Source organism: Lactiplantibacillus sp. ME-2 (assembly GCF_022549155.1).
Lineage (GTDB): Bacteria > Bacillota > Bacilli > Lactobacillales > Lactobacillaceae > Lactiplantibacillus > Lactiplantibacillus plantarum.
On record NZ_JAKZEQ010000042.1, the window covers coordinates 1 to 26,993 of the forward strand.

At 46.1% G+C, this 26,993-nt stretch carries 24 protein-coding genes and 3 pseudogenes; 17 read left to right on the forward strand and 10 right to left on the reverse strand.

Annotated elements, in window-relative coordinates:
* From MMY95_RS13040 to MMY95_RS13060, 5 genes and pseudogenes are all read left to right on the forward strand, one after another.
* Nucleotides 1-532: LPXTG cell wall anchor domain-containing protein (locus tag MMY95_RS13040; RefSeq protein ID WP_241277698.1), on the forward strand; the 532-nt coding region annotated here is incomplete at its 5' end.
* Between the two features lie 406 nt (nucleotides 533-938).
* On the forward strand, nucleotides 939-1,313 hold the full coding sequence (locus MMY95_RS13045; RefSeq protein ID WP_003642310.1) for a cupredoxin domain-containing protein: 375 nt from the start codon (nucleotides 939-941) through the stop codon (nucleotides 1,311-1,313).
* A 15-nt stretch (nucleotides 1,314-1,328) separates the two neighbouring features.
* On the forward strand, nucleotides 1,329-1,598 hold the full coding sequence (locus MMY95_RS13050) for a cupredoxin domain-containing protein (protein ID WP_027821747.1): 270 nt from the start codon (nucleotides 1,329-1,331) through the stop codon (nucleotides 1,596-1,598).
* Nucleotides 1,598-3,523, forward strand: coding sequence for a copper-translocating P-type ATPase (locus MMY95_RS13055; RefSeq protein WP_241277699.1), 1,926 nt, complete (start codon nucleotides 1,598-1,600; stop codon nucleotides 3,521-3,523). Before MMY95_RS13050 ends, MMY95_RS13055 begins: the two co-directional genes overlap by 1 nt.
* A gap of 365 nt (nucleotides 3,524-3,888) precedes the next feature.
* Nucleotides 3,889-4,683 (forward strand): annotated as a pseudogene (locus tag MMY95_RS13060) (NAD(P)-dependent alcohol dehydrogenase); the annotation flags it as partial.
* Here MMY95_RS13060 and MMY95_RS13065 read toward each other — a convergent pair.
* Nucleotides 4,677-4,988 (reverse strand): annotated as a pseudogene (locus MMY95_RS13065) (iron-containing alcohol dehydrogenase); the annotation flags it as partial. The pseudogenes MMY95_RS13060 and MMY95_RS13065 overlap by 7 nt on opposite strands.
* A 295-nt stretch (nucleotides 4,989-5,283) precedes the next feature.
* On the reverse strand, nucleotides 5,284-5,679 hold the full coding sequence (locus MMY95_RS13070) for a hypothetical protein (protein WP_015640956.1): 396 nt from the start codon (nucleotides 5,677-5,679) through the stop codon (nucleotides 5,284-5,286).
* Between the two features lie 296 nt (nucleotides 5,680-5,975).
* Between MMY95_RS13070 and yjeM the strand changes: the two genes are divergently transcribed.
* The 5 genes from yjeM (at nucleotide 5,976) to MMY95_RS13095 (ending at nucleotide 10,134) form a co-directional block, all read left to right on the forward strand.
* Nucleotides 5,976-7,460: a glutamate/gamma-aminobutyrate family transporter YjeM gene (yjeM, locus tag MMY95_RS13075; RefSeq protein WP_011102020.1), complete on the forward strand. Its 1,485-nt coding sequence runs from the start codon at nucleotides 5,976-5,978 to the stop codon at nucleotides 7,458-7,460.
* Nucleotides 7,461-7,586: 126 nt separating this feature from the next.
* The gene (locus MMY95_RS13080; RefSeq protein ID WP_016511763.1) at nucleotides 7,587-8,408 is read left to right on the forward strand and encodes a helix-turn-helix domain-containing protein; all 822 of its coding nucleotides are present in this window, start codon (nucleotides 7,587-7,589) and stop codon (nucleotides 8,406-8,408) included.
* A gap of 156 nt (nucleotides 8,409-8,564) precedes the next feature.
* The gene (locus tag MMY95_RS13085; RefSeq protein WP_003644883.1) at nucleotides 8,565-8,990 is read left to right on the forward strand and encodes an SRPBCC family protein; all 426 of its coding nucleotides are present in this window, start codon (nucleotides 8,565-8,567) and stop codon (nucleotides 8,988-8,990) included.
* Nucleotides 8,980-9,117 carry a hypothetical protein gene (locus MMY95_RS13090; protein WP_003644884.1) on the forward strand — a complete coding sequence of 46 codons (138 nt, stop codon included), beginning with the start codon at nucleotides 8,980-8,982 and terminating at the stop codon, nucleotides 9,115-9,117. Before MMY95_RS13085 ends, MMY95_RS13090 begins: the two co-directional genes overlap by 11 nt.
* Before the next feature lie 126 nt (nucleotides 9,118-9,243).
* Entirely contained in the window at nucleotides 9,244-10,134 is an 891-nt protein-coding gene (locus tag MMY95_RS13095) for an SDR family oxidoreductase (protein ID WP_003644885.1), read from the forward strand.
* A 91-nt stretch (nucleotides 10,135-10,225) separates the two neighbouring features.
* On the opposite strand, the gene MMY95_RS13100 is transcribed toward MMY95_RS13095, so the two are convergent.
* Nucleotides 10,226-11,425 carry an amidohydrolase gene (locus MMY95_RS13100; RefSeq protein ID WP_015640952.1) on the reverse strand — a complete coding sequence of 400 codons (1,200 nt, stop codon included), beginning with the start codon at nucleotides 11,423-11,425 and terminating at the stop codon, nucleotides 10,226-10,228.
* Nucleotides 11,426-11,679: 254 nt separating this feature from the next.
* Nucleotides 11,680-12,276, reverse strand: a complete 597-nt coding sequence (locus MMY95_RS13105; RefSeq protein ID WP_228402979.1) for a hypothetical protein — start codon at nucleotides 12,274-12,276, stop codon at nucleotides 11,680-11,682.
* 439 nt (nucleotides 12,277-12,715) lie between these two features.
* On the opposite strand from MMY95_RS13105, the pseudogene MMY95_RS13110 reads away from it, so the two are divergent.
* The 5 genes and pseudogenes from MMY95_RS13110 to MMY95_RS13130 all read left to right on the forward strand — a co-directional run bounded on the left by MMY95_RS13110 (nucleotide 12,716) and on the right by MMY95_RS13130 (nucleotide 19,928).
* A pseudogene (locus MMY95_RS13110) lies at nucleotides 12,716-14,441 on the forward strand (ABC transporter ATP-binding protein).
* A complete protein-coding gene (locus tag MMY95_RS13115) occupies nucleotides 14,434-16,215 on the forward strand; it encodes an ABC transporter ATP-binding protein (protein WP_015825928.1) in 1,782 nt (593 codons plus the stop codon). Before MMY95_RS13110 ends, MMY95_RS13115 begins: the two are co-directional and overlap by 8 nt.
* A 21-nt stretch (nucleotides 16,216-16,236) precedes the next feature.
* Nucleotides 16,237-17,427 (forward strand): membrane protein, encoded by a 1,191-nt coding sequence (locus MMY95_RS13120; RefSeq protein WP_003642293.1) that lies wholly within the window; start codon nucleotides 16,237-16,239, stop codon nucleotides 17,425-17,427.
* A gap of 555 nt (nucleotides 17,428-17,982) precedes the next feature.
* Nucleotides 17,983-19,503, forward strand: a complete 1,521-nt coding sequence (locus MMY95_RS13125) for a Y-family DNA polymerase (RefSeq protein WP_202861158.1) — start codon at nucleotides 17,983-17,985, stop codon at nucleotides 19,501-19,503.
* A complete protein-coding gene (locus MMY95_RS13130) occupies nucleotides 19,503-19,928 on the forward strand; it encodes a hypothetical protein (RefSeq protein ID WP_003642280.1) in 426 nt (141 codons plus the stop codon). The genes MMY95_RS13125 and MMY95_RS13130 overlap by 1 nt, the downstream gene beginning before the upstream one ends.
* A gap of 70 nt (nucleotides 19,929-19,998) precedes the next feature.
* On the opposite strand, the gene MMY95_RS13135 is transcribed toward MMY95_RS13130, so the two are convergent.
* From MMY95_RS13135 to MMY95_RS13145, 3 genes are all read right to left on the reverse strand, one after another.
* Complete coding sequence (locus tag MMY95_RS13135; RefSeq protein WP_003642279.1) at nucleotides 19,999-21,135, reverse strand: GGDEF domain-containing protein; 1,137 nt, start codon at nucleotides 21,133-21,135, stop codon at nucleotides 19,999-20,001.
* A 198-nt stretch (nucleotides 21,136-21,333) separates the two neighbouring features.
* Nucleotides 21,334-21,978, reverse strand: coding sequence for a DNA-3-methyladenine glycosylase I (locus MMY95_RS13140; RefSeq protein WP_241277700.1), 645 nt, complete (start codon nucleotides 21,976-21,978; stop codon nucleotides 21,334-21,336).
* Nucleotides 21,979-22,103: 125 nt separating this feature from the next.
* The gene (locus MMY95_RS13145) at nucleotides 22,104-22,628 is read right to left on the reverse strand and encodes a membrane protein (RefSeq protein WP_021356422.1); all 525 of its coding nucleotides are present in this window, start codon (nucleotides 22,626-22,628) and stop codon (nucleotides 22,104-22,106) included.
* 115 nt (nucleotides 22,629-22,743) lie between these two features.
* Between MMY95_RS13145 and MMY95_RS13150 the strand changes: the two genes are divergently transcribed.
* Nucleotides 22,744-23,637, forward strand: coding sequence for a metal ABC transporter solute-binding protein (locus MMY95_RS13150; RefSeq protein ID WP_003643364.1), 894 nt, complete (start codon nucleotides 22,744-22,746; stop codon nucleotides 23,635-23,637).
* On the opposite strand, the gene MMY95_RS13155 is transcribed toward MMY95_RS13150, so the two are convergent.
* Complete coding sequence (locus MMY95_RS13155) at nucleotides 23,623-23,970, reverse strand: ASCH domain-containing protein (protein WP_003642275.1); 348 nt, start codon at nucleotides 23,968-23,970, stop codon at nucleotides 23,623-23,625. The two genes, MMY95_RS13150 and MMY95_RS13155, sit on opposite strands and share 15 nt — an antisense overlap.
* A gap of 148 nt (nucleotides 23,971-24,118) precedes the next feature.
* Here MMY95_RS13155 and MMY95_RS13160 point away from each other — a divergent pair, with 148 nt between their 5' ends.
* On the forward strand, nucleotides 24,119-24,721 hold the full coding sequence (locus tag MMY95_RS13160; protein ID WP_003643363.1) for an SdpI family protein: 603 nt from the start codon (nucleotides 24,119-24,121) through the stop codon (nucleotides 24,719-24,721).
* 165 nt (nucleotides 24,722-24,886) lie between these two features.
* Here MMY95_RS13160 and MMY95_RS13165 read toward each other — a convergent pair whose 3' ends face one another.
* Nucleotides 24,887-25,549, reverse strand: coding sequence for a LysM peptidoglycan-binding domain-containing protein (locus tag MMY95_RS13165; protein ID WP_104795948.1), 663 nt, complete (start codon nucleotides 25,547-25,549; stop codon nucleotides 24,887-24,889).
* 439 nt (nucleotides 25,550-25,988) lie between these two features.
* Nucleotides 25,989-26,603 carry a LysM peptidoglycan-binding domain-containing protein gene (locus tag MMY95_RS13170; protein WP_003643361.1) on the reverse strand — a complete coding sequence of 205 codons (615 nt, stop codon included), beginning with the start codon at nucleotides 26,601-26,603 and terminating at the stop codon, nucleotides 25,989-25,991.
* Between the last annotated feature and the right edge of the window lie 390 nt (nucleotides 26,604-26,993).

Sequence of the window (26,993 nt, forward strand, 5' to 3'; positions counted from 1 at the left end):
ACCAAGTCAACCGGAAGAACCGGGGCATCCTGAGCAACCAAGTCAACCGGAAGAACCGGGGCACCCTGAGCAACCAAGTCAACCGGAAGAACCGGGGCACCCTGAGCAACCAAGTCAACCGGAAGAATCGGGGCACCCTGAGCAACAAAGTCAACCAGAAGAACCGGGTCAATCCGAAAAACCAGGGGAACTGCAAAAACCGAGTCAGCCAGCTGATTCTGAGCAACCAGATGGATTAAGTGATCAAGCCAATTTGAGTCGTAATCAGGCTGAACAATCACGGACGTCACAGCCATCACAAGCAGAGTCAGATCAAAGCGTTGTGCAGACGAATCAGCAGAAAACAGCTGCGTCCGTTTCAGGTATTGGTTGGGTTAGTGCACAGGCGGTATCAAAACGTACCACTAAGCACCATCGGATGACGACCCTTCCCCAGACAGACGAGCAGAATACGCAATTATCACTCTTGGGGATGATTGGATTAGCATTGAGTTCAATTTTAGGTTGGCTGAAGATTAAGTCCCGCGATTAACAGTTGTGAGATGATACCCGTTGTGAGTTGCGGATCTTTAGGAACCGGGATTGACGGGGTTAATGTTCCTTTGAGGGACAGCTAGTTTTGAATGATTAATATAGGCAATCACTGACGTTTCTTATTAAACGGTAGTGATTGCCTTTTATGGTATCGTCGTTGGTACTTTTGATGCGGTCAGTTGACCGGTCAAAATGGCGACTAATAACTGAGCAAAGGAACACACGCGGCACTTTTCGTAGTGACACTAAATGTCAGACATATGATAGTAGCAACTGGGTGGGGCGTTTAAAAAATTAAGGGTTATGCCTAAAAATAACATTTATCGTTGACGATTGTAAACGAAGGGATTAATATACACATATAGATTACAAGTGTAAACGATAATGAGAAAGGGACGAATAAAATGATGATTAAAGTATTAGTCTTATTAATTGGTGGGTTAGCAATTGGGTTTATTCTGTGGTGGTTCTTCGGGAAGCATGCTACGACAACGGTCACCGCGAGTGCAGTTGATGATCTACAGCAGGTTGATGTGGAGGTTAAGGGTGGCTATTCGCCAGAACAAATCGTGTTGAAAAAAGGGGTTCCGGCGGTACTTAATTTTACGCGCAAAGATGCCTCTGGTTGTCTGGACCACGTGGTGTTCAGTGATTTTGGTATCAATCAGGAATTGCCACAAAATCAAGTTGAAGCAATTACGATTGATACGAGTAAGTCTGGTGAATATCAATGGGCCTGTGGGATGGACATGTTTCATGGGAAATTAATCATTAAATAGTGGGAGGAAAATCAAATGAGCGCACGACAACAAATCAATATTACAGTAGACGGCCATTATGATCCAGCAGAAGTAGCGTTACAACAAGGTGTACCGGCCCAATTAACATTTACGCGCACGAGTACGCAGGGGTGCTTAGCGCAAGTACATTCAACCGACTTGCACTTTGCGACTGAGTTACCCCTTGACCAACCGCAAACGGTGACGATACCAACTGATCGAGCCGGTGAATTTCACTTTAGTTGTGGGATGGACATGGTGAGTGGCAAGGTGGTGATTGCGTGATGAGCACGACGAAACGGTTTTGGATTTCATTAATATTTTCCCTGCCACTACTGGCTAATATGATTTTGATGCCCTTTGGCTGGATGCTGCCGGGTGGTGATTGGACGCAGTTGGTTCTGACGACCATCATTATGGCTGTTTCGGCTCGGCCGTTCTTGCAAAGTGCGTGGGCGTCCTTTACTAAGCACCATACCAATATGGATACTTTGGTGGCGATTGGCACCGCGACGGCTTATTTTTACAGCTTATATGCAATGGTAACGGGGCAAGCAGTCTTCTTTGAAAGTGCCGCACTTGTGACCACTTTCGTTTTGCTCGGCCAAGTCTTTGAAGAACGGATGCGACACAACGCGTCCAGCGCGGTCGCAAAGCTAGTGGGCTTACAAGCCAAGGAAGCGGAAGTGTTACGCGATCAAGAATTTGTAAAAGTGCCGTTGGATCAAGTAGTGGTCGGCGACATTATTCGGGTCAAGCCAGGGGAAAAAATTCCCGTTGATGGTGTAATTACAACTGGCCGCTCAACGGTTGATGAGTCAATGGTGACGGGAGAAAGTATGCCGGTTCAAAAAACGGTGGCGGACGCTGTCATTGGTTCAACGATTAATAGTAATGGGACCTTTCAGTTCAAAGCTAGCAAGGTCGGTGACCAGACAATGCTGGCTCAAATCGTTGAGCTCGTTAAAAAAGCACAAAACAGTCACGCACCGATTCAAAAGCTGACCGATAAAGTTTCTGATATCTTTGTGCCGATTGTGCTAATTATTGCTATCGTTACCTTCTTGACCTGGTATGTTTTCTTGAATGCTAGTCTCGCGAATGCCTTGATTTTTGCGGTCGCTGTGGTCGTGATTGCCTGCCCGTGTGCGCTAGGTTTAGCTACGCCGACCGCACTAATGGTCGGTACCGGCCGTGGTGCCAAGATGGGGATCCTGATTAAAAATGGTGAGGTCTTGGAAGCTGTCAATGACGTTAAAACGGTGATCTTTGATAAGACGGGAACGATTACGGTTGGTCACCCACAAGTGACCGATGTTATCGGCGACGAAGCCCAAGTACTGCGCGTTGCCACTAGCTTAGAGGCGGCTTCGGAACATCCTTTAGCTGCGGCAATATTAAAACGCGGCACGGCCCGTGGTATTCAAGCACCAACCGCCACGAACTTCCAAGCCATCGAGGGTAAAGGTGTGACTGCTCAAGTTGAGGGCCAATTAGCGGTGGTCGGTAATCATAAATTATTAACTGATGAGCCGATTAGTGCTGAATTACAACGCCAAGCCACTGAGCTTCAGGACGCGGCGAAAACGGTCGTGTACGTGGGCTTAAATCACGAAATCATTGGATTGATTGCCATTCAAGACGTCGCCAGATCGACGTCTGAGGTAGCCATTGCGAGTTTGAAAGCACGTGGCTTGAAGACGGTCATGTTAACCGGCGATAACGAACGGGTCGCACAAGCTGTGGCGGATCAAGTCGGTATTGATGAAGTGATTGCTGATGTGCTGCCAGGTGATAAGGCTGAGCACGTTCACGCGTTCCAGAAGGCTGGCAAGGTGGCCTTTGTCGGCGATGGTATTAATGACGCCCCCGCGTTGACGACGGCGGATGTTGGGATTGCCATGGGTTCCGGAACTGATATTGCAATCGATGCTGGTGGCATCGTGCTTGTTAAGAACGATCTGCGTGATGTTGACCGGGCGTTGGCATTGAGTAAGAAGACGTTTAACCGTATCAAACTTAATCTGTTCTGGGCTTTCGTGTACAACGTGCTCGGGATTCCAGTCGCGGCGGGCCTCTTCTTTGCCATTGGGCTGACGCTTAGCCCCGAATTGGCCGGATTAGCAATGGCCTTTAGTTCATTGTCCGTAGTCACGAGTTCGGTATTGCTAAATAAAGCTAAGATCAGTTCGAACGCCCAACCTGCGTAGACGATGAGCAGATAGCGTCGGATGAAATCGGGCTTGTTAAACAAGCAGAAATGTGTGTTAATGGTACAAAATATGCGGGTGTCTAACGCCAGTTCACGTTGTTGAGCTGGCGTTAGACACCCGCTTTTTTGAGTCGACAATTTAAGGAAGAAAACTGGCTATAAATTCCTCACAATCAGTAAAAAAAGAGTATTAGATTTACACTAATTAAGTATCATATCGTTAGTGTAAAATTAGAAGAATGCCCATTTAACGGAGATAAGTGTGGTATTAGATACTTTTGTAAGCGCTTGAATCAAATTGTGTACTGTGTAACAATATTAATTGTAAGCGGTTTACATACTATTTGAAACGAGGGTTTGAACATGAAAATTAAAGCAGCAGTGGTTGATAAAGTAAACGATCCATTTGTCATTAAAGATGATATTGAATTAGCTGAAATGAAAGCAACTGATTTACAAATCAAAATGGTTGCGACTGGAATTTGCCATTCTGATGAAGCAATTCGGCGGGGTGATGCATCGTTAGGTTATCCAGTAATTTTAGGACACGAAGGTTCTGGAATCGTCGAAAAGGTCGGTTCAGAAGTAACTAATTTTGAAGTGGGCGACCATGTTATTCTATCATTTTACGCTGACGGAACATGTGATAACTGTCTGAAAGGCATGCCAACTAAATGTCGGAATTATGCCGACTATAACTTGAGTGGGACTCGTCCCGATGGTTCCGACCATTTCCAAGAAAACGGGCACCATATCAGTGATATGTTCGACCAATCTTCCTTCACGACTCATACGGTAGTTGACCAACGTAATGCGGTTAAAGTACCAAAAGAACTAGATTTACGTCGCTTGGGACCTTTAGGCTGTGGCTACGTCACCGGGAGTGGCACTGTTTTGAACAGTTTACAGCCGCGCCCAGGACAAACAATTGCAGTCTTTGGGACTGGTGCGGTTGGTTTAGCGGCAATGATGGCTGGTAAGATTTCCGGCTGTACCAAAGTGATTGCGGTCGACATTGTTGATTCACGGCTAGAACTCGCCAAAGAATTAGGTGCTACTCATGTCATTAACAGTAAGGAAGAAGATCCAGTTGAAGCAATCAAGAAGTTGACGCATGGTTACGGGGTCGACTTTGCCGTTGATACGACTGGGGCAGAACCACCGCCAATAGTAATCAGGGAGTCCGCTTGATTGGCTTGATATAAGGCTTTAACAGCTTGAATGTTATGAATTTTAGGGTTGGGTTCAACTTGATTATAAATTACGTAGTCAATCCCGGCAGCATCCAGTGACCGCCGCACCTGAGCAACGGCGCCGTCTGGCAGACTTTCAAGAAATTTGTCGGTGACGATGACTGGCTTGTGCATACCAAGAGTTTTGGCACGCTCGCCGATTTTACTAATGACACCAGGACCGAAAAAGTTAACGCTAGGCATTAAGAAATCAAAATTACGTTCAGTCATATTAATAACCTCTTTTTATATTGTAATCGCTATCATTACTAATTTACGAATCAAATTATAGTCGTAATAATTACAATTTGCAATACTTTTTGGCTAATTAATTATATTTTTCACAATATCGTTTAGAAAAGGTGCGGCAATCACGGCATACCTGTTGTAACCAAGTGTTAAATGACGGTGAACTATAGTCCTCATGCTATTTGATATTACTGCCTACAAAAAGACGACTAATTACAAAGATTCACAATCTTAGTAATTAGTCGTCTTTTTAGTGTGATCCAATAGAAAAATTGGGTTAGTACCAGTGATGATGTTGCCAGAACCGTTTGGCCTTGACCCAGGAGCCGTAGCGCGAGGCGACGTAGGTATTAGCACGTTTTTCCTGATTGACGGGTGACAAGTTGCCGTGTAAGTATGAGCGCAACAATTGATAGCGACCGTAGCAGCGGCCATTACGAGCCGTATAACTGTATCCAGATTCACGATAGGCGATCCAATTTTTGGCAGCGCGGTTGGCTTTCGAAAGCTTGGCGTTGATCTTGGCAATTTGCTGGGCTTGGCTAAGCTTCTTGGAGGCCTGGGCGGTGATTGTGGTTTGTGGTCCAAGACTAGTAGTCACGTTAACGACGACCCCGAAGACACAACTAGCCAAAACTAATAGCAACATGGTTTTAAAGTTAAAATTTTTCATGATATGTATAACCCCGTTTTATATTTTCCCTAAGCTGATAAGTGTAGAATACGCCAATTATGTGTCAGCTATGTTAAAGAGAAGTTACTATGTTATTAAATGAACGTTTCCGTTATGAAATAGTTTTTGTCAATAACTGTTGCGGCAATTGTTTAGATGAATAATTGCGCTGACTATCACATGAAAAAATCATAATATTGTTAGGAAAACTAAAGCGCTTTATTGCCTTCGTTCGGTAATCTTAAATTGGAATAGCTTTACAAAAGTATTAAAGGAGTAAGTGAGGGAGTGCAATAATGGCAACAAAAGATAATGAAAAGATTACATTGATGGCGCTAGTCATGATGATCTTTACGACCGTTTTCGGATTTGCCAATAGTACGGTGGCCTATTATTTAATGGGTTACAGCTCGATTCTATTTTACCTAGTCGCAGCCGTACTGTTCTTCATCCCGTTCGCGCTAATGATGGCGGAGTTCGGGGCAGCGGTTAAGTCTGATAGTAGCGGGATGTACAAGTGGCTGGAAGTGAGTGTGAATGCGAAATTTGCGTTCGTGGGCACGTTCATGTGGTTTGCGTCGTACATTATTTGGTTAGTCTCAACGTCAGCTAAAGTCTGGATTCCGTTTACGACCATCTTCTTTGGGAGCGATCAAACGCAGCGCTTTGCGATGTTTGGTCTGAATGCGACGCAGATGATTGGGATTTTGTCCTGTCTATGGATGGTGCTAGTGACGTTCGTTTCCATCAAAGGGATGAAAGGCATTGTGCGGGTCACGAGTTTAGGCGGCCTGGCGGTGACTAGTTTGACTGCAATCCTGTTAGTGGTTTCGGGGGTCGTTTTAGCCTTGAATCACGGACAATTCGCACAACCGTTACAACATGTGATGACGTCACCAAATCCAAGTTATCAGCATCCAGTCGGGTTACTCGGGTTTGCCGTTTTCGCCATTTTTGCTTACGGTGGGCTAGAAGTTCTCGGTGGGATGGTTGATAAGACCAAGAACCCCGAAAAGACCTTCCCACGCGGAATTATTATTTCTGCCATCGTTATTACCTTAGGCTATGGCCTGGGAATCTTCTGCTGGGGGATTAGTACGAACTGGCAAGCCGTTTTGTCGAATCCAACGACTAACCTCGGTAATATTAGTTACGTCATGATGCAAAACTTGGGCTATGTTTTAGGGCAAGCGCTTGGTTTGAGTACAGCGGCCGCTAAGACAATGGGACTGTGGTTTGCACGGTACACCGGCTTAGGGATGTTCCTCGCTTACAGTGGGGCCTTCTTCACCTTAACTTATTCACCATTGAAGACGCTTATCTTGGGAACACCTAAGGAACTGTGGCCGAAGAAATTTACGAAGCTCAACAAAGCTGGTATGCCAAGTTATGCCATGATGGTTCAATGTGCCATCGTGATTGTGATCATTTTGGTGGCGTCCTTTGCAACGGCAGACGCGTCAGCCTTTTACAATGTGTTGACCTTGATGGCGAACGTTTCGATGACGTTACCATACCTCTTCTTGCTATACGCGTTTCCGAAGTTTAAGGAAAACCAGAACATTGTTAAGCCTTTTGAAGTGTACAAGTCATTGACTTGGACGAAAATTATTAGTTGGGTCGTGTTCATTGTCGTCTTAGGTGCGAATGTTTTCACGTTGATCCAGCCAATCTTGGAAACTGGGCAGATTCAAAATACGATTTGGATGCTAGTTGGACCAATTGTCTTCGGTGTGGCCGGGATTATTTGGTATCAAGTTCGAGAACGGCATGTCAATTAAATAACCAATTTCAAAATACCATTCGATTGCTGACTGATAAAACAGCATTGAATGGTATTTTTTAAGTGCCTTAATATGGGAAATTTAGTACACTCATTAGCAAAAGCTATCTAGGGGGGAATGGTCATGACATTGGGAACTGCGTTAAAGCAGGCACGCAAAGCCAAGCAACTCAATCAAAAGCAAGCTGCCCGGGGAATTTGTGCACAATCGATGCTGTCAGCAATTGAAAATGATCGCTACGTGCCGAATGCCCGGCTATTACTGGCGCTGTGTCAGCGATTAGGGGTCGCGGTTAGTACGTTGAGCCTAGCCGACGATTTTGAGATCAGTGCCGAGCAAGCGTTTAATGACCGCGTTCGGCAGATGTGCAATGCCCATCAGTATCAGCAATTGAAGGATTGGCTATTACAGCCAACCACTTTGGAACATGTTCAAACGGATGAGCAGACTCAGGCTTACTATTATTATCTGGGTGTCGCCTGTTGGCAGGTTGATCGCACATCGGATGCTGCACAACAAAATTTACGGCTGGCAATTGGTATGGTTGCTCCCAGCTCGCCGCCGACAACGTTGACACGCTTGGCCTTGATTTCGTTAGCCGTCGTTAAGGCGCACCACCATCCTCAAGCCCCAGTCGCGGCCTTAGTCACCCGGGCACTCGCTGACATTGATGCGAGTGCATATGAAGAAAATGCCAACATTGTTTTTTATCTTGCTGGGTTGGTGGCCTATGAACAACATGATTCCCAGTTGGCGGTGGCCCGTTTGACGCAGGGGTTGGCCTTTGCGACTACACACGATTCACACTACATGCTGGCCAATATTTATCAGTTGATGGCGCAACTCGCAATGGCGGCGGGGGAGACTGCCACGGCGCAGGTTGCCAGCCAACGGTCACAAGTTTTCAAAGACCTGTTTAAAGAACAAATTAACGACCGCCTGTAAATTATCAGTATTCTGATTTTATGTTGGCGTCCCCACCGTGTATTTTATAAGCACCAACTAAATACATGTGCACTTGATCTAACGGCCCGTTATTGATTTGGAGTGGTTGGGCGTAATAACGATGACCGGGTCAGGATGAACATTGGGGGTTATAAAATGACAACAGCATTATTTACCAATCAAGTATTAACACAGGCAACTCCAGCAACGGTGCGAGCATTGCTAGCAGATCCGCTGAACTTACCAGCATGGGCGACTGCCATTACCACGGTCAAGCCAACCGCGACGGGGTACGTGTTACAGCGGTCCGGTTCGGCTTTTGATCAGCCGGAACAGTTGCAGGTTACAGTCGGCGCTGACCAGGTCGTTTATCACAGTGAGGGGGGCCAATTGGGATATGAAATTGTGTTCACCATGACGCCATTGGCCGAGCGAACTGCGGTCCAGGAAGAAGTCTCCCTTACGACTACACCGCCGAGCTGGCTACCGTTGCCACTAGTGAAGCCCGTCATGCAACGGGACTTTCAGCGGAAGTTGGGTCAATTGGCAACATTAGCGGAGGAACAGCCGAATGACGATTAATGATGGGATGACGTTAATAAAAGTGTTAGTGACGTGGTGGTCTGTCAGTTGGTTATTACGGGCCACTTTGGTCGGCGTTGTTGGAATAATTGCCTATCGTTTTTTGAAGCAGCGTCAATTTAAGTGAGTTAAGACGATGACAGCTTTTATGCCTAATATCTAATCGTAACTATTATTATTTAGTGTGCGTTTAACTATCATCCGAAAACTAATTCCGGTATTCTATGGGTATTCTTTTGAAGGAGGAAATCTCATGAATCAACCAGAATTACGTGACCCACGCTATTTATATAAGACAGATGGCTTTGATAAGCAGGATCAGGAGACGCCCGCACTACAAGCTAAGATGCGTCCTGAACCCGATTGTGGTGAGAAGAGTTACCAAGGACATGATAAGTTGTTGAATCGACGCGTTTTGATCACGGGTGGTGATTCGGGAATTGGCCGGGCTACCGCGATTGCTTTTGCGCGGGAAGGTGCTGATGTTGCGATTCAGTACTTGCCGGGAGAGGAGCCGGATGCTGAGGCGGTTGCCGAACTAGTGCGCGCTGCGGGCCGTCAAGCGTTATTATTACCTTGTGATTTCAAGGATGTTGACGTTGTGACCGACCTCGTGGACCGGACAATCGCTGAATTTGGTGGTATCGACACCCTTGTCCTAAATGCGGGGCAACAGATTTCACAACCTTCACTGGCTAAGCTGCCGATCGAACAGGTGCGTGCGACCTTCGAAGTGAATATCGTCGCGATGTTTGCGTTGGCTCAGGCGGCCTTGCCAAAGATGCCCGCTGGCGGTAGCATCGTCACCACGACTTCGATTCAAGCCTATGCGCCGAGTGGTCATCTATTAGATTATGCTGCGACTAAGGCGGCCATCAAGAACTTTACGATTAATTTAGCAGCCGAAGCGGCCGAAAAGGGGATTCGGGTCAATGGCGTTGCTCCCGGGCCAATCTGGACGCCCTTACAACTAGATCAAGGCCAGCCAATCGAGGCGCTGCCGAAATTTGGCCAAGACACCTTGCTCAAACGAGCGGGACAACCCGCAGAACTGGCACCAGTGTACGTCTTTTTAGCTTCTAACGACGCGAGCTATGTGACCGCGCAAATTTATGGCGTGACTGGTGGCGGCGTGATTAATTAGGTGTTCACTGCAAGTTAATTCCTGATTGGCTTGAATAAATCATAAGTGGCTACCTTGGATGGATACATTCAAGGTAGCCACTTTAGTGTGTTTAATGATCTGATGAGGCGTTCATTAAGTAATCCAGCGCTGCCGTTCCCACCGCTTTGGCCGCAATTAGTAAACAGTCTTCATTCATCATAAAATCAGGGCTGTGGTGCGGGTGGGTCTCACCCGGAGCTGTTTGACAGCCGGCATAGATAAAGGTGCTGGGTTTGGCTTGTGCAAAATAGGCGAAGTCCTCCGAGGGGTCTTGGGGGCCACAGTCGAAAATTTTAGTGATTTCTGGAATCTGAGCGGCTTGAATACTAGTGATGACGCGCTGTGTCAGGGTTGCATCATTCATGAGTACTGGATAATTATCATCGTAATCAAGTGCAACTTGGACACCGAAAGTCGCCCCGACGCCGTTCGCAATTTTAGTAATCTGGTCACGGATGGTCTGGCGCGTGGTTTCGTCCATAATCCGGACATCGCCCTTGAGGGTGACTTGCGCTTTGATCGCATTGAAGGAACCGACGCCGTCGAATGAGCCGATGGTGACACTGCCGGTATCAAATGGGTCAATCCGACGGGAAATAACGGTTTGTAAGGCGGTTACAAAGTAACTTCCAGCAACGATTGCATCGTTTGAGAGGTGGGGCATCGAGGCGTGCCCACCCTTACCCGTGAAGGTGACCGTAAAATTAGCCCGCCCGGTCTGCGTCGCATTTAAGTGATAGGCAATCGAGCCCGTCGGCATGGTACTCATCACATGCAGCCCAATGACGTTATCGATGCCGTCTAGGACACCAGCAGCCAACATCCCCTTAGCACCACCCGGTGACACTTCTTCAGCGGGTTGGTGGATAATGCGGACGCGACCACGTAGCTGATTTTTCAGCCCGAGTAAGGTCTTCGCCAGTACCATGAGATAAGCAGTATGACCATCGTGACCACAGGCGTGCATGACATTGGCGTTTTGCGATTTAAATGATAAGTGGTTGTCTTCTTGAATCGCGAGGGCGTCAAAATCAGCGCGTAATGCTAATTGAGGTCCAGGTTGACCGCTATCGATGTCGACGACGAAGCCGTACCCATCACCATAAGCGGTGGTTGAGACGCCCAGTTCACGATAGAACGCTTTGATGTAAGCTGCAGTTTGTTCTTCATGAAATGAAATCTCGGGGTGGGCGTGTAAGTGGCGACGAATCTTGATCATTTCCGGTTCCGCCGCCGTGAGTTGTTGCATGAGTTGTGCTTGAAGGGTCATTAGAATCTTCCTTTCTGATCGTTAGTCAGGCGCTATCATTAGTGTAGCATCAAACGAGAAGCTTGGTGTTGATCATGCTATGGCAGACAGTCATTAGACATACTGTGGCATAGTGGGCAGCGTGACCATGTGTGAGATGATAGTATTAGCACGAGATGGTAAATGCGCCAACTGACGATGATGTGGATGTCAAAATGGACCGGTAGTTGATCGTATCGCTACCGGTCCATTTTTGAATTTAGTCGTAATCTGGATTAAAAATTAGTGACTTGTTTAATGTTTGCTTTTAATACGGGTAATTTAACAGCTGGGCTAGTTTTCTTATTCGGGACGCGTTGAGTAATACGTAGCCCATGACTGCCGTGTTTTAGTTGGGCGTTCGAAAGGAAAAGGTTAGTTCTTGGGCGGGTTGCTTTAATGGTCTTGAGGTAACGACCATTTTGCGTAATCGTGAGTGTCGTGTGACTGGCATTGGCAACCGTATAATGGATGCCCTTAGCCGTTTGTTCAGCACTGATGACTCTTACTCGCGGCGCCGCGTAGCGCTTGGCTGGAATGGTTGCTAGTACTTGTGAGCCGTCGACGAGCTTAAAGGTTCCGTAACCTTGAAACGGCTGAGTAATCGTGAATTTACCGGCTTTAACGGTCGAAGTTGCGACCGGTTTACCCTGATAGTTTAAGACGAGTTTGGCGTGACGACTTGTTTGGCCCCGAATGATCAAAGTATGGGATTGGGAACTGTAAGTAGTCGTGACCTTCTTAGTCGCGGCCGTGGCTGTTGTCGTGAGTCCTCCTAAGCTAGCGACTGTGGTAACTGCAATAACTGAAAGCAAACCTTTGTTAACACGCATGGCGAGTACTCCTTTCTAACAAGGCGTTCGGTGTCTTGGCTGATTGGATTAGTGCTGTCGATGTGGTGGTTAAATGCAATGACATGGATACGGTTAGCCCCCATAGCTTAGTTGGATTATAGCAGGGAAGCAGTTTGCCAGTAAAAGATTGTCGATAATTAGTTGGTTATCTAAATAATTAATTTAGTGATGTGGGAAAATATCACATGATGTAAATGTGGTCCTTATTCTATGGTAACGGCCGTTGTAACTGTGTGTGAGTGTTGAATGGCCTTAAAGGGCCTGTTATATCTGCACATCGTATTCATTATTTCTCCCACACATACTGAATTATTATCATCGTAATCTGTTTTTGCAAAAGATATGATATATTGATTGTCCTGACTGTTAATTTCAGGTACCCTAAACAGGAGACCACAATTATGAGGAGGAACGATTGATGAAGATTTTGATGCCATATTTTAAGCGGTATCGACTAGACGTCTGGATTGCGATGCTGTCGGTCATCGTCTTAGTGTTTGCGACGTTATGGCAACCGCGATTATTGCAAGTCATTTATGGAAGCCATTATCAAGAATGATCAGGCTACGGTATTCCGTGAAGGGCTGATGTTGCTTGGTTTGGCCGTACTGGGAATCATTGGTGGGATCGTGAATACGATATACGCAGCCCGGGTGGCCCTTGGTGTGGCGACCGACTTGCGAGCTGACCTATACGCTAAGGTCCAGTCATTAGCCTACGCTGACGTGGAAAAATTTTCACCGTCCAACTTAGTGGTACGAATGACGAACGATATTAATCAAGTCCAACAGATTGTGATGGCTGGCTTTCAGCAAATTACCCGGATTCCATTACTATTCATCGGGGCACTGATTCTCGCTGTGATGACGATGCCTGAGCAGTGGTGGGTCATTGTTGTCATGATGGCGGTAATCTTAGGGGTCGCACTGATTGCGGTGCGGCGAATGACTAAATACTTTGCACAAACGCAACAAGATATTGAAAACGTTAATACGGTTGCCCGCGAAAACTTAATGGGGATTCGGGTTGTTAAATCGTTTGTTCAAGAACCAAACGAGATCAAAAAGTTCTCGGCCGCATCCGATGAATTAACCGCTGTGACAGCTAAAATTGGGTACTGGTTCGCTATTCTAATGCCAGCGTTCTTTTTGACGGCCAACGTGGCGGTCGGGGTCGCCGTTTACTTGGTCGGTCAAACGATTACGACGCACCCGGCCTATTTAGCAGCTATTACGAGTTTTATTTCTTATTTAATGCAGATTTTATTTGCCGTGATCAACGGGGGATTTCTCATGACTTTTGCGTCGCGGGCCGTCATCTCACTTGGTCGAATCGGCGAAGTGATGACTACCGAACCAAGTATGACCTACGTTGATGGCGACGCGGCGCCCGTAGCTGGTGATATTCACTTTGACCACGTAACCTTCACTTATCCGGGAGATGCGCAGCCAACGCTAAAAGATGTGACCTTTACGGTAAAAGCAGGGTCCATGCTGGGGATCGTTGGGGCCACTGGATCTGGTAAGACGACGTTGGCCCAGCTGATTGCGCGCTTGTATGATCCGGATAGTGGGACGGTCTCCATCGGTGGAATTGATGTGCGGGCCTTACCAGAAAAAGCCCTTCGATCCACGGTGGCCTATGTCTTACAACGGTCCACGTTATTTTCTGGCACGATTGCGGGTAACTTACGGCAAGTTAAGCCGGACGCCCAGCCTAGTCACATGCAATGGGCGGCTAATATTGCGCAGTCTGCGGAATTCATTGAACGGTTGCCACAGACGTACGATGCCCCCGTGGAAGAACGGTCACAGAACTTTTCGGGTGGTCAGAAGCAGCGACTAGCGATTACGCGTGGCGTAATTGCCAATCCAGAAATCTTGATTTTAGATGATGCGACTTCGGCACTCGATGCGCGTTCAGAAAAACTTGTTCAAGAAGCTTTGGATCGCGAGTTGAAGTCAACGACGACCGTGGTCATTGCCGAAAAAATTGCTTCAATTATTCGTGCGGATCAAATCTTAGTGTTAGATAATGGTCGCATTTCGGGCCAGGGGACTCACCACGAATTGCTTCAAGATAGTGCGATTTATCGCGCTATTTACCAAACGCAAAAAGCACGGGAGGAGGGCTTACATGAGTGATTTACGCAATGCTGGTAAATATTACTGGCACTATTTAAAACGCTACTGGTTAGGCTTCTTACTAAGTGTGATTCTGATTGCCTTTTCGACTTGGTGCATTGTGGTCGCACCGACTTATCTGGGACGAGCCGTGGAGGAGCTGACGCAGTACTTGCAGCAGTGGACGAATCAAGCGACTCGGGCACAAGCAAGCTTGCAACCGTTCAACCGGACCCTGATCATCTACGTCTTGTTGTATGTCGGTGATGCTAGCACGATTTTTATTGCGAGCTTGATCTTAGCACGCGTGACGGCCTTTTCGACCGGGACAATGCGGGTAGGCCTATTTCGGAAGATGCAACGGATGAAGGTTCAATACTTTGATACGCATAGTGACGGGGATATTCTGGCTCGGTTCACCTCCGACCTAGATAATATTTTTAATGCCATGAATCAAGCCTTGCTAGAAATTTTATTAGCCGTGGCTCAGTTTGTTGGCCTGCTAATTGTGATGTTTAATCAAAATACTACGATGGCGTGGGTGACGATGGCTTCTACGCCGGTTGCATTAATTATCGCGGCGTTTGTCATGCACAAGGCTGGCGTCGCGGTGAACCAACAACAGGATGATATCGGTCAACTGAATGGTTATATCAATGAACAAATTACCGGTCAAAAAGTCTTGATTACCAACGGCTTACAGCAGGACTCCTTGAAAGGCTTTCATCAGTATAATGGTAAGGTTCGCCAGTCAGCGTTGACGGGTCAAATCTGGTCAGGTATTTTGAATCCACTGATGCAAGGGATGTCACTGCTTAACACGGCAATTGTCATCTTCTTTGGCTCATGGTTAGCGCTGAATGGGAGTATGTCGACTGGAGCAGCTTTGGCGCTGGTCGTGGTGTTCGTTAACTACGCCCAACAGTACTACCAGCCAATTATGTCATTGACTAGTTTATATAGTATGATTCAGTTAGCGATTACTGGTGCACGGCGGGTCGATGAAGTCCGTAATCAACCGGATGAAGTGAGCCCCGCTAACGGTAAAGCGCTCGACGGGATTCATGATGAATTACTGATTGATAATGTGCGCTTTAGTTACTTACCAGGTAAAGAAATCTTGCATGGCGTGTCGATCCATGTGCACCGCGGTGAGATGGTGGCACTCGTTGGCCCAACTGGTTCGGGGAAAACGACGGTCATGAATTTGTTGAATCGCTTCTATGATGTTGATAGTGGTGCGATTACGTTTGATGGGGTGAATATTCAAGACTTTGATCTCCAGGTGCTACGGCAAAATGTCGGGATTGTCTTACAGGAACCCCAGTTGTTTACGGGCACGATTGCGGATAATATTCGTTACGGGGACCCAACGGCTAGTATGGATCGGGTCATCGATGCGGCGAAGCAGGCTAATATTCATGACTTTGTGATGAGCCTGCCAGATGGCTATCAGACGCGCGTTTCCGACGAACAGAGTATTTTTTCTGCCGGTCAAAAGCAGTTGATGTCAATTGCCCGGACGATTTTAACAAATCCCAAGTTGCTGATTTTGGATGAAGCGACTTCGAACGTTGATACGGTGACGGAAGCCAATATTCAAGCCGCAATGGACAACGTCATCCAAGGGCGAACCAGCTTTGTCATTGCTCACCGCTTGAAAACAATCCTGAATGCCGATAAAATCGTTGTATTGAAGGATGGTCAAATTATTGAACAGGGGAACCACCATGATTTATTAGCGGCAAACGGCTTCTATGCGGAACTGTATCGTAATCAGATGGTCTTTGAGTAATGAAAGTATAAGGAGTCGGACATGGCAGGGCAAGAGCAACAAGTGCGGGTTTCAATCCCAGTCTCAGCATTAAAACGAGCCGGGATTGATCGCGATGATCAGTTACAGTTAAAGGTGCGCAATGACGCACTAGTCTTAGAGAAGATTAAGCCACGTCAACCACAGTGGCAGCAATACTTGATAATCTGGCCGCTGTTGGTTGCAATCCTATCGGGGTTAGCCAGTTACGGGTACTGGTGGTTTCAAAAAGTGCGACCAGTTCCACTGACAGGTGCGCAATCAATCGGGAGTTTGACGATTGTGGCCGGTGTGGTTACCGGCGCAGTGCTATTTGTCGGCTTTTTCTTAAAAACGCGTAATGATCCAGAAAATCGATTTTCGCGCCATATTTATTGGCGGAACTTTCCAGTTATTACGATTGCGTTTATTATGATCTTAGCCTTTGCGCTGGTCGGGGCTTTCTGGGTATTAGAATTATTATTTCCAGATGTCATCTTCGATCGCTTTACATCTATGTTGCTACTGGTCTTGTTTACGTATTTTGCGGATGCGTTCATGATTAGCGCTGCGTTGACGATAAATGCGCGGTCGTTATCAACGATTTTAACGGTGGTGATTGTCAGTGGCTGTGTTATCTCAATGGCCGCCAATGGTCAACGGCGATGGTGGCAACATAATTTAAGCTTTTTAGGGACGCATGCCGCTGAAAATGCCTGGCAATTCAACTTGACACTGATTTTTTCGGCGTTATTGATGGTCGTTCTGATTGACTATCTATTTGTCTCACTTAGTCGAATTTATCCGCGTACTTGGCGAACGTCAACCTTGCGGATATTGTTGACGTTGACCGCTGTCGATTTCGGGGCGGTCGGGCTATTTCCTAACAACCTGACGTTTCACTGGTTACATGACTTAGTTGCTGGTGGCTTGGTCACGTTGTTAGTCTTGTTGATTGTGGGGGTGCGGTGGCTATTACCAGCCGTGACGAAAGATTTTCTGTGGCTCTCATACGGCGTTGGCGTGGTGCTATTACTACTCAACTTTGGTTTTCGCTGGTTTGGGTATCCATCGCTGACGGCATTTGAGATTCAAGCCTTTGCGATTTCGTTTGGCTGGTTGCTGATGCTATTTTCACGTCTACAAGCGTTAGTCAATGAAGACCCGGAATTGTTGACGATTAAGTTGGAGCAGGAAAGTACGGCAGGGCAATAGGTTTTATTTCGGTAGATATTGTTTTAAATATTGATTGCTGATATGCAAAAAGAGGTTATGCCACATGCGTCAGTGTGTGGCATAACCTCTTTTGTGCAAGTTAAGAAGCGCTATTATGGCTGGTATTAAGCACCAAGTTTCCGGGTAAGAAGACAGCAGATTTTCTACATGAATTTACGAAGTTGGTCCCGACTGAAACGCAGAGCCACTCATAAAATGACATTAAAAAGGCAACTGTTCGTGGTCACGGTACGTGCTGGTGGACGGGTGCCTTTTTGGGGCTTAAGTCTAATTTGAAGTCTGCAATTATTTGTTAACGGATACTGGCATTCAACCTGATTTTAATTTATAATTAGTTAAAAGAACATATGTTCTTTTAACGACAAATTATTGAGTCAGGTTTCATCCAAAAGTGAGTGTCATGGGGGCGAGCGACATGCGGCTATCGTTAAAATTCGATCAGCAGCATGAGGTTTATTTTGGATTACCAGCAAAATGTTAAGGTGAACAACGACTGCGATTGTGCCGATTAATTGGAAGGGAGTCATTATATTGATGGAACAGCGAACATACATGGCAATTGATTTAAAATCATTCTATGCCTCAGTCGAATGCGTTGCTCATCAACTCGACCCATTGAATGCCAATTTGGTTGTCGCTGATACGAGTCGCACTGATAAGACGATTTGTTTGGCGGTTTCGCCAGCACTAAAGCAATTTGGTGTTCCAGGGCGGCCCCGGTTATTTCAAGTTGAACAACGGGTCGCAACTTTAAATCGCGCCCGTGGTCGCCAGACTTCCTATCAGGCGGTTCGGCGGCATCGCTCAATTTATCGTGATCAGCTCCTCAAGCATGCTAATTTGGGTATCGATTATCGGGCCGTTCCCCCACGAATGAGTTATTACATGCAGAAGAGTGCTGCGATTTATGATATCTATTTGCGCTTCATTAAGCCAGAACACATTCACGTGTACTCGATTGATGAAGTCTTCATGGACGTCACAGACTACTTAAGTACTTTTCAGGTTTCACCGCACGCACTGGCAAAGACGATGATTCACGAGATTCAGGCCGAGACTGGGATTACGGCGACGGCTGGGATTGGTGCTAATCTTTACTTAGCTAAGGTGGCGATGGATATTGTTGCCAAGAAGATTCCCGCTGACGCTGACGGTGTTCGGATTGCACAGATGGATGAGCAGCAATATCGGCAATACTTATGGGCGCACGAGCCGTTGACTGATTTTTGGCGAGTCGGTCATGGCTATGCTAAGCGGTTGGCAGCCCTGGGGCTCAATACGATGGGTGACATTGCGCGCTGTTCACTAGGAACCTTGTCGGATTCTCATAATGAAGAACAATTATATCGTGAGTTTGGTAAAAACGCGGAACTGTTAATTGATCATGCGTGGGGCGATGAGTCGGCAACAATTGCTGACATCAAAAATTACCATGCTAGCGAACATGGTATATATGCCAGTCAAGTGTTGATGCGACCGTATACTTATACTGAAGGGCAGGCCGTGTTACGCGGCATGGTGAATAATTTGACACTCGAACTGGTTGCTCGCCACGTGGTGACAGATCAGTTGGGAATTCGTATTGATTACGATGCTAATGCTTCGTCAGTTGGCACGCATTATCAGGGTGCGGTCACCGAAGACTACTATGGGCGACAAGTACCAAAGCCCGCCCATACCACGGTGACATTAGCGCAGGCGAGTGCTTCACAACACGAGCTAGGGGCTGCGTATCAACAGCTTTATCAACAAGTCGTTAATCGTCAATTGATGGTTCGACGTGTGACCGTTATGGCGAACCATTTGGTCGACGAACAGCAGGTTAGGCGCCAACCTCGGTATCAACAAACTAACTTATTTGAAAATCCAGAAGTGGCCCAAGCGCAAGAACGAGACGCACAACGCAAACGTGAACGCGATGGGCAATTGCAACGCGCCATTTTGAAATTACAACGTCGTTCCGGGAATAAGAATGTCGTCATTCGCTTGGCAGATCTAAAACCGAGTTCAACTACGATTGAACGTAATGAGCAGATTGGGGGACATCGTGCCTAATGACAAAGGAAGCCAGTACTACTGCGTTATTTAATGATACGAGTCGCTATGCGGATATTTTAGAGTGCTCGCGACCTACTTCAAGGCATTTACCAATGCCCCAAGCAGACCGTGCTGCCCAATTTGCGCCGTTCGCGGCGTTGACTGGTTATCATGACTTGATTGAAAAACACGCTGCAATCTATGCCCATAAACACTATCCAAATGCTCAGGATAAAAGAGCTGTGGCGACCCAGTTGAAACAGATTGCAGCGTTACCAAAACTACCATTGCTCAACGTCGATTATTTTAACGATACCGTTGGCTATTATCAGACGGCAACCAGCCAGTTGGTAAAGCTCGATTGGCATCAAGCCCGGATTTATCTAACGGCACCAGCAAGTATTGCGATGGCCAATATCCGTAGCGTTTCTATAGCGAATTAATCTTAATTAAGGACGGTTCCAATGACTAAAATTAGTCGTTAGAACCGTCCTTTTAAGATTAATGATTATTTTATTTCGCGGTGATTTGCATTCGTCCGTGCTTTTTAGAATGATATAGATTGGCGTCGACGCGCTGATAAAAGGCCGTTGGTGATTGGTCATCAGCTGCTAATTCTGATAGGCCAATCGAGATCGACAGTTGGATTTGATGATCATTAACTGGTACAGCGATATGATTGATGGCCGCAAATAGTTGTTCAGCGACCGCAAGTGCTTCGGTTAAATCATAGTTGGGGAAGATAACGTTAAATTCCTCGCCACCGGTTCGATATAGTGAGATTTGCGGATTATTAGCATGAAAGACAATCGTAGCTACTTGGGCGACGTGCTGAAGAATTTTGTCGCCAGCCAAGTGACCATAAGTGTCGTTGACTTGTTTGAAGTGGTCGATGTCAAACATCAGCATGGTCAATTGTGAGCCGTTTTTCCGACTGCTTGTAACCTGATAATTAATGGCTGTTTTGTAAGCTGCAAAATTTTCGATTTTGGTCAGAGCGTCGTGATTAGCGAATGCGACCAGATTCTGTTTGAGGTGTGCATTGGCTGACAACATGCTGGCGTAGATATAGAGCAAGGAAGCAAAGACGAGTAGGTAGGTCCATTCTTGCCAATAAGTTGCCCATGATAAGTTGAACTTAAGCTTCATGAACCACCAGAGAACGGCCCCAAAACCAGCACAAGTGACTAAATAAAGTGCGACTTGTCCCTGTTTCGTTTGGAGTGGGACGTGTTTACGCAATCGGCCGAGCGCCGTAAAGAAGAGGATCAGTGTGACGGCGTGCCCCCACGACTCCCAGTAATACAAGGAGTGATTGAAGCCCATAAAGATAAAGACAAGCGGGTACAAGTAGTAATAGCGGACACGTACATTGAGAAAGTAGCCACAAAAAGTTAGCCCGATGAGCTGGAAATTCATGAAAATCCAGGCGTCGTTCTGGCCCACAACGGCAGTTTGCATCCCAAAGACAAATAACATCATGTAGATTAAGCCGTACCAGTCGGTAATAAGCGATTGGTCAACCCGCCAATGATGAGTATTGAAGAAGTTGATAATCCAATTTTGTGATACCCAAAAAAGGGTCAGCACGCCTAGGATGAAAAAAACACTTGTAATAAATGGAGTTATCTCCCAATGTGACCAAGTCATACGCAAACACCTTTCAAATCGCAAAAACTGCGTTGGTTCGAATTAAATGACGCCGGTATAAGTATATCCCTTTAACTGCTAAATAGCGACTGTGATTATGGACTTTAATTGGCTTTTTAGCCGTTATTATCAGGGAAAATCAGCGGGCCTCGCGCTAGATACGCCGAACGGCAATTAAAGCAGCGCAACAAGCCTGGGTTAAGGTTTAAAATGCCCGAGTTGGTGCGGTGAGCGTGGGGGCAGCATCGTTGACGAAGGCCGGGGAGTCGTCGTAATAATGCCCAGTTGGTCGGGACGTGCCGTAATAAAACCGGTGTTTACCAGCCAAGCATTAATCGTTACCGGACCGACAAATTTAAAACCAACTTGTTGTAAGTGCTGTGCGATGCGATCGCCAGTAATTGTTGTGCGTGGGAGTTCATCATAATACTGGGGCTGGATAATTAATTGTTGATGGCCCAATTGTTGCCAGAGATAGTCTTTAAAAGACTGTGTGGTCCGAATTTGTTGAATCAGGCGAGCGTTGTGAATCACGGCTTCGATTTTACGACGGTTTCGTATGATGGCCGAATTGCTGAGGAGACCGGTGATTTGTTCTGGGCGATACGCTGCCACCACCTCAATTTGCCAGGCGTCAAATGCTGCGCTGAATGCTGAGCGTTTATTGAACACGACGGCCCAGTTGAGACCAGCGGCAAAACCGCCAAGACTCAGAAACTCAAATAATTGTTCATCGCGCTGAACCGGGATACCCCATTCGTGTTCAAAGTAATACCGGTAGCCGGCATCGTACGGATAGTAACGATTGGATAGTGGATCATCATCAAACCAGTTGGTAATCATTAAACAAGCCTCATTTCCAAATCAATTAGTAGACACTAACTAAATACGGTAAATGGGTCGGAAAACACGCTTTAAGTTAACTTTTCCAATCCTCCTGAGAATGGAAAAGTTAACTTAAAGCGTGTTCAACGATGATCTTTGATTACAAGGTTAGTTGGCATGTGGCGAACGGTTTTCGTCGCGTGGTCACGCTTGATCTGAGCTAGAATGGTCCTCATACTGACTGTGGCAGTCAGATCTTTTTTAAAAGTATGAACACCAAAGCTGTCATAAGTGACCTGGTCATTTTTGAGTGTGAACCAGTTCGGCTGGAGTTGCTTGGCATCGGCCTTAATGTGTTTATCAGACCAAACCAGATACTTAGTTTGCCCCTGGTCAGTGTAAATTTCGATCTGCCAACCCAAGCTGAAATCACTAACTTCTTGCCAACGCTGAATCTTTAAGTGCTTGATCGCGTAATAAATAATGCAGCTGTATTTTAAAGCAGGCTGTTTAGCAATGGTCGTTTCGGTAATCGGTTGTGGTTGTTGGATAACGCGTGATTTGTGAACCGTAGTTGTGGTGGCTCGCGGGGTGCGGTGTAGGGTGCTGAGACCAACAATGGTACCGATAATAAGAACAGTGATAATCGGAATCAGAATTTTTTTCATAAGAAACTCCTAACGAATAAAATTGTAAAACGTAAATATTACTATTTACAAGAATGGCATTTATTGCTATTCTTTAAAACGTAATGATTACTATTTAAAAAAGGGAGTGGCAATTGTGAAACGTTTGTGGCTATTACTAGGTGGACTTGTTATTGGTGGGGGCTTGTTAACGGGCTGTCAGTCTAAGTCAACGACTGCTGAATCGCATAAAGTCAACATTGTTGCGACGACGAATTTTTATGGTAGTGTGGCAAAAGCTGTCGGTGGCAAGCACGTCAGCGTGACGTCAATTATCAACAAACCGTCCGTTGATCCCCATGATTTTGAGCCAACACCAACCGTGGCTAAGACGGTTGGTCAGGCTGATCTCGTCATCGCTAATGGCATCGGCTATGATGGCTGGATGAACAAGGTCGTGCACTCGACGCAACGAGCCAAATTGATTCGGGTCGGCGAGGACGTGATGCATCGCAAGGAAGGGGCTAACGAGCATCTCTGGTATGACAGTGCAACGATGCCCGCCACCGCGAACTATCTCGCTAATCAGTTAGCTAAAAAGCAACCCCAGTATCGCACGTATTTTAAGGCCAACGCCCGCAAGTACATCGCCACGCTTAAACCGATTCAACAGGAACAGGCCAAGTTACGAGCGAAGGCTAACAAGTTAAAGAATCGGCAAGTGTTAGTCAGTGAGCCCGTCTTTGATTACGCATTGACCAGTTTAGGGTTTAAGGTTGCTAATCAAGACTTTGAAAATGCGATTGAGAAGGGCACTGACCCAGCACCGCAAGTTATCCACAAGATGCAGCAGGCATTAAAGAGTCGGCAAGTCGCCTTCTTTGTGAATAACAGCCAAGTTAGTGATAAATTAGTGACTAACATGGTGTCATTAGCCAAGAAGAATCAGGTGCCAGTGTTGAATGTGACTGAAACCATGCCAGCTAAGTTGACTTATCAACAGTGGATGTTGGCACAGTATCGCCAGCTCAACCAGTTATTGTCCGATTAAGGGACGGACCTGCAAGGCGACGACGCCCGATTGTGCAACTTGGACAGGGGAATACAACGTTAGCATTTCTTGAACCATCTGTGTTACCGGCGTTCCCGGGGCACTGCCGACTTGAACGGCAGTGTATTCGCTCAGTAAGGATTCAAAACTAGCGAAACGCGTGATGTCGATGAGCTGAGTGGTGAGCTGCTGGCCAGTCGTCAGATCGATGAAATTTACAATGTCACCGACTTGTAAGGCTTGGCGTTTTGCATCGTTTAAACGGATTTCAATTGTTTTGAGCCCCGATTTTATTAACAGCCATTGTGGATGAATCAATTGCATGGTGGTCATTGAACGTCCTCCTAATCAGTTTAGTCTTAATTATAGTGGATAACTAACGAAATAGGGGCCTAAATAATGGCAATGATGTGCCTGAACACCGGATATTAGTGGTAGGTAGCTGGCGCCTGTCTATAATTAGGTTAACAATACAAGGGGGATGGCACAATTGGCAAAACGAACAGCGATTCCAGTTAGATTACAAATCGTTGGCACGATGAGCGCGTTAATCATCATGTATGCGTGGGGCCGCTCACTAATCGGCCAGCCGTTGCAATTGGGCAATCAACAGTTTACTTGGTTAGGGTTGGTTTACTTGACCGGCGCTTTTCTATTCTTGTTAGTGGCCCCATGGCTGACCAATCGCTTAGCGTTGACGCCGTTTGACTTCATAGCGATGACGGATCATCTGGCAATGGGGTGGTTGGGGTATCTTATCCTAATTTTAGTCGTTCCGATATGGTTTCAGCCGGCCAATTCCGGGCTTACACTCGGCGTGCTTTCCAGTGTGGTTGGTGGAATTTGTATGGATGTTCCACAGAATGTGACCTGGGGTATCCGGGTACCCTGGACGTACAACTCGCCAGTGATCTGGAAGAAAGTCAACTGGCTGACCGGACTATTGTTATTAATCGCCAGTTACGGCATGGTTGGCATCGGCTGGGTATGGCCCACACTGTTCCCAATCTATCAAGTGAGTGCCATTGTGGGAATTATCGTGATTGCGTTGGGCTATGCGCACCATTTGGCCCACTTGACGTAAGTTGTGTTGGTGATTATTAACACGGCAAATTGATATACGCGGATCATAATTAGGGGTCGCGAGTGGCACAAGTCACGTTAATCGTGGTTAGTTGAAGCGTTGTTAACAATCGTTGAACGGCAAAAAAGGCTGGAAAATTCCAGCCTTTTTTAGTGTCTTTTTAATTTAATAGAGGGCCCAGGCTTGCATGCCTTGTGCGTGGTACAAGTTAACTGCGGCGTCGATTTGTTGTTGAACGGAACCACCACTAATATGGATGTTTTGGAATAAACCGTATGCACCGCTTGCGCCGTTAACGACGTGTGGCTGCCAGTTAGATTCACGATTGATGATGTGATTCCAAGTTCCGGCGTCAACACCAGTCCGTGCTTGCATTTGACCGAGCACGTAACTTTGTAGGTTATCACCCGAATAGCTTTCAGTTGCCGGGGTAGTTGCTGGTGCCGAAGCAACCGTCTCGTTAGTTTGTGCTGGTGTTGTTTGAGTCGTAGTTGCGGCCTGTGTTTCAGCTGGCTGGGTTGGTGTGGTGACCGGTGCCTGCTGAACTGGCGCTGAAACGACCGGTGTCGCTGGTGCTTGACTAGTAAGGTCCTGGGCGTTCACCCCTGGAATCCGTAATTGTTGGCCTGGTAAAATTAAATGGCCGTGAATGTTGTTGGCTGTTTCGATTGATTCGATCGTCGTCTTATATTCTTGTGAAATTGCCCAGACACAGTCAGCCTTCTTAACGGTGTAAGTTGCGTCGGCGTGTGCAGAAACAGTTCCGGCCAATAGTAGGCCAACCGTTGCAGCGGATGTTGTTAAGATTGTGGTTAATAATTTTTTCAAGTTATACTCTCCCATTTTTGTAAGCAATCAGCGTGTCGTATAATTGTTGATCAACAAAAATTAGTATAGCGGCGACTTATTACTCGCATGTGTCGCTAATTTTAAGAAGCGATTGCGAGATTCTGAGAAAATTATGGGGAGTAAATATTTTACTGAATAGTTGAAGACTATCGTGACGGGACGTATCGGTGACAATATATCGGCTACTAATATAAAAAATATGACAGAAATAGCAATATAATAATTACTGAAATTACCGATAGTTGAGCCAGTTAGCAAAAATAGCGGCAATTACAATGTTTAACGTGACATTCCCAATATTAAATAGTTAATACCGGTATTGTTCTTATAAGTTTAAAAGGATGTTGATTATAGAAAGTAATTTAACGCAACAAAAAAAGTCGGGAAGGAATCCCGACTTTGTCTTAATAGTTTTAGATTAAAGGGCCCAAGCAGCCATACCTTGTGCTTCATATAAAGCAACGGCAGCGTTAACTTGTTCTTCAACAGAACCACTGCTGATGTGCATGTTCTGGAATAACCCGTAGGCACCACTAGAACTGTTGCGGACGTATGGTTGCCAGTTGGATTCACGCGTAATAATCGTGTTCCAAGTCGAAGCTGAGACACCAGTCCGTGATTGCATCTGACTTAAAACGTAACTCTTCAAATTGCTACCAGTGTAGCTTGAAGTCGTGGAGTCAGTTGAACTCGTTGAAGTGGTCGTCGCGGTTGTGTTGCTAGTTGAACTAGAACTAGTCGTTGAAGCACTTGAACTCGTTGTGTTTGAAGTCGTTGATGAGGTGTTGTTATCAGAACTGGTTGAACTCGTCTTAATAGATAGTTTTTGACCAGGTAAGATGTAGTGACCCTTGATGTTATTAGTCGTTTCAACATGATTGATAGTTGTGTTGAATTTTTGTGCGATGGCCCAAACGGAATCACCGCTCTTAACGGTGTAAGTTGAGTCGGCGTTAGCATTGAGGACACCGGCGAATAATAAACCAGCGGCTGCAGCTGAGGTAGTTACGATTGTACTTACAAGTTTTTTCAAATTAGACACTCCTATAAATTTTGTGATTATCGATTAAATAAGTTACTGACAAAAATCTTAACTGCGATGTCATTCGCAATCAACAGAACCCAGTCTAACGCCTCCGTGTTACTTGTTAGTGTCGCGAGTTTTAAGAACGCAATGCAAAGATTACAAGAATACGGACTTTTGTAATCTTCGTAACCGAACTGTGACTTTGAAAAAGGCTGGTTAAATCGGTTGATAGGGGACAGTGACAAGCTAAGTTAACCAAGTTGAGGCTTACCTAAAATTAACATTATGACGTGAAATCACCCAAAATTCAGCCATAAAAAAAGCCGATTATTTTAGTATAATGAAGTGAACCCCCGAGATTGGACAACAATCTCGGGGGTTTTACTATGACTAAAT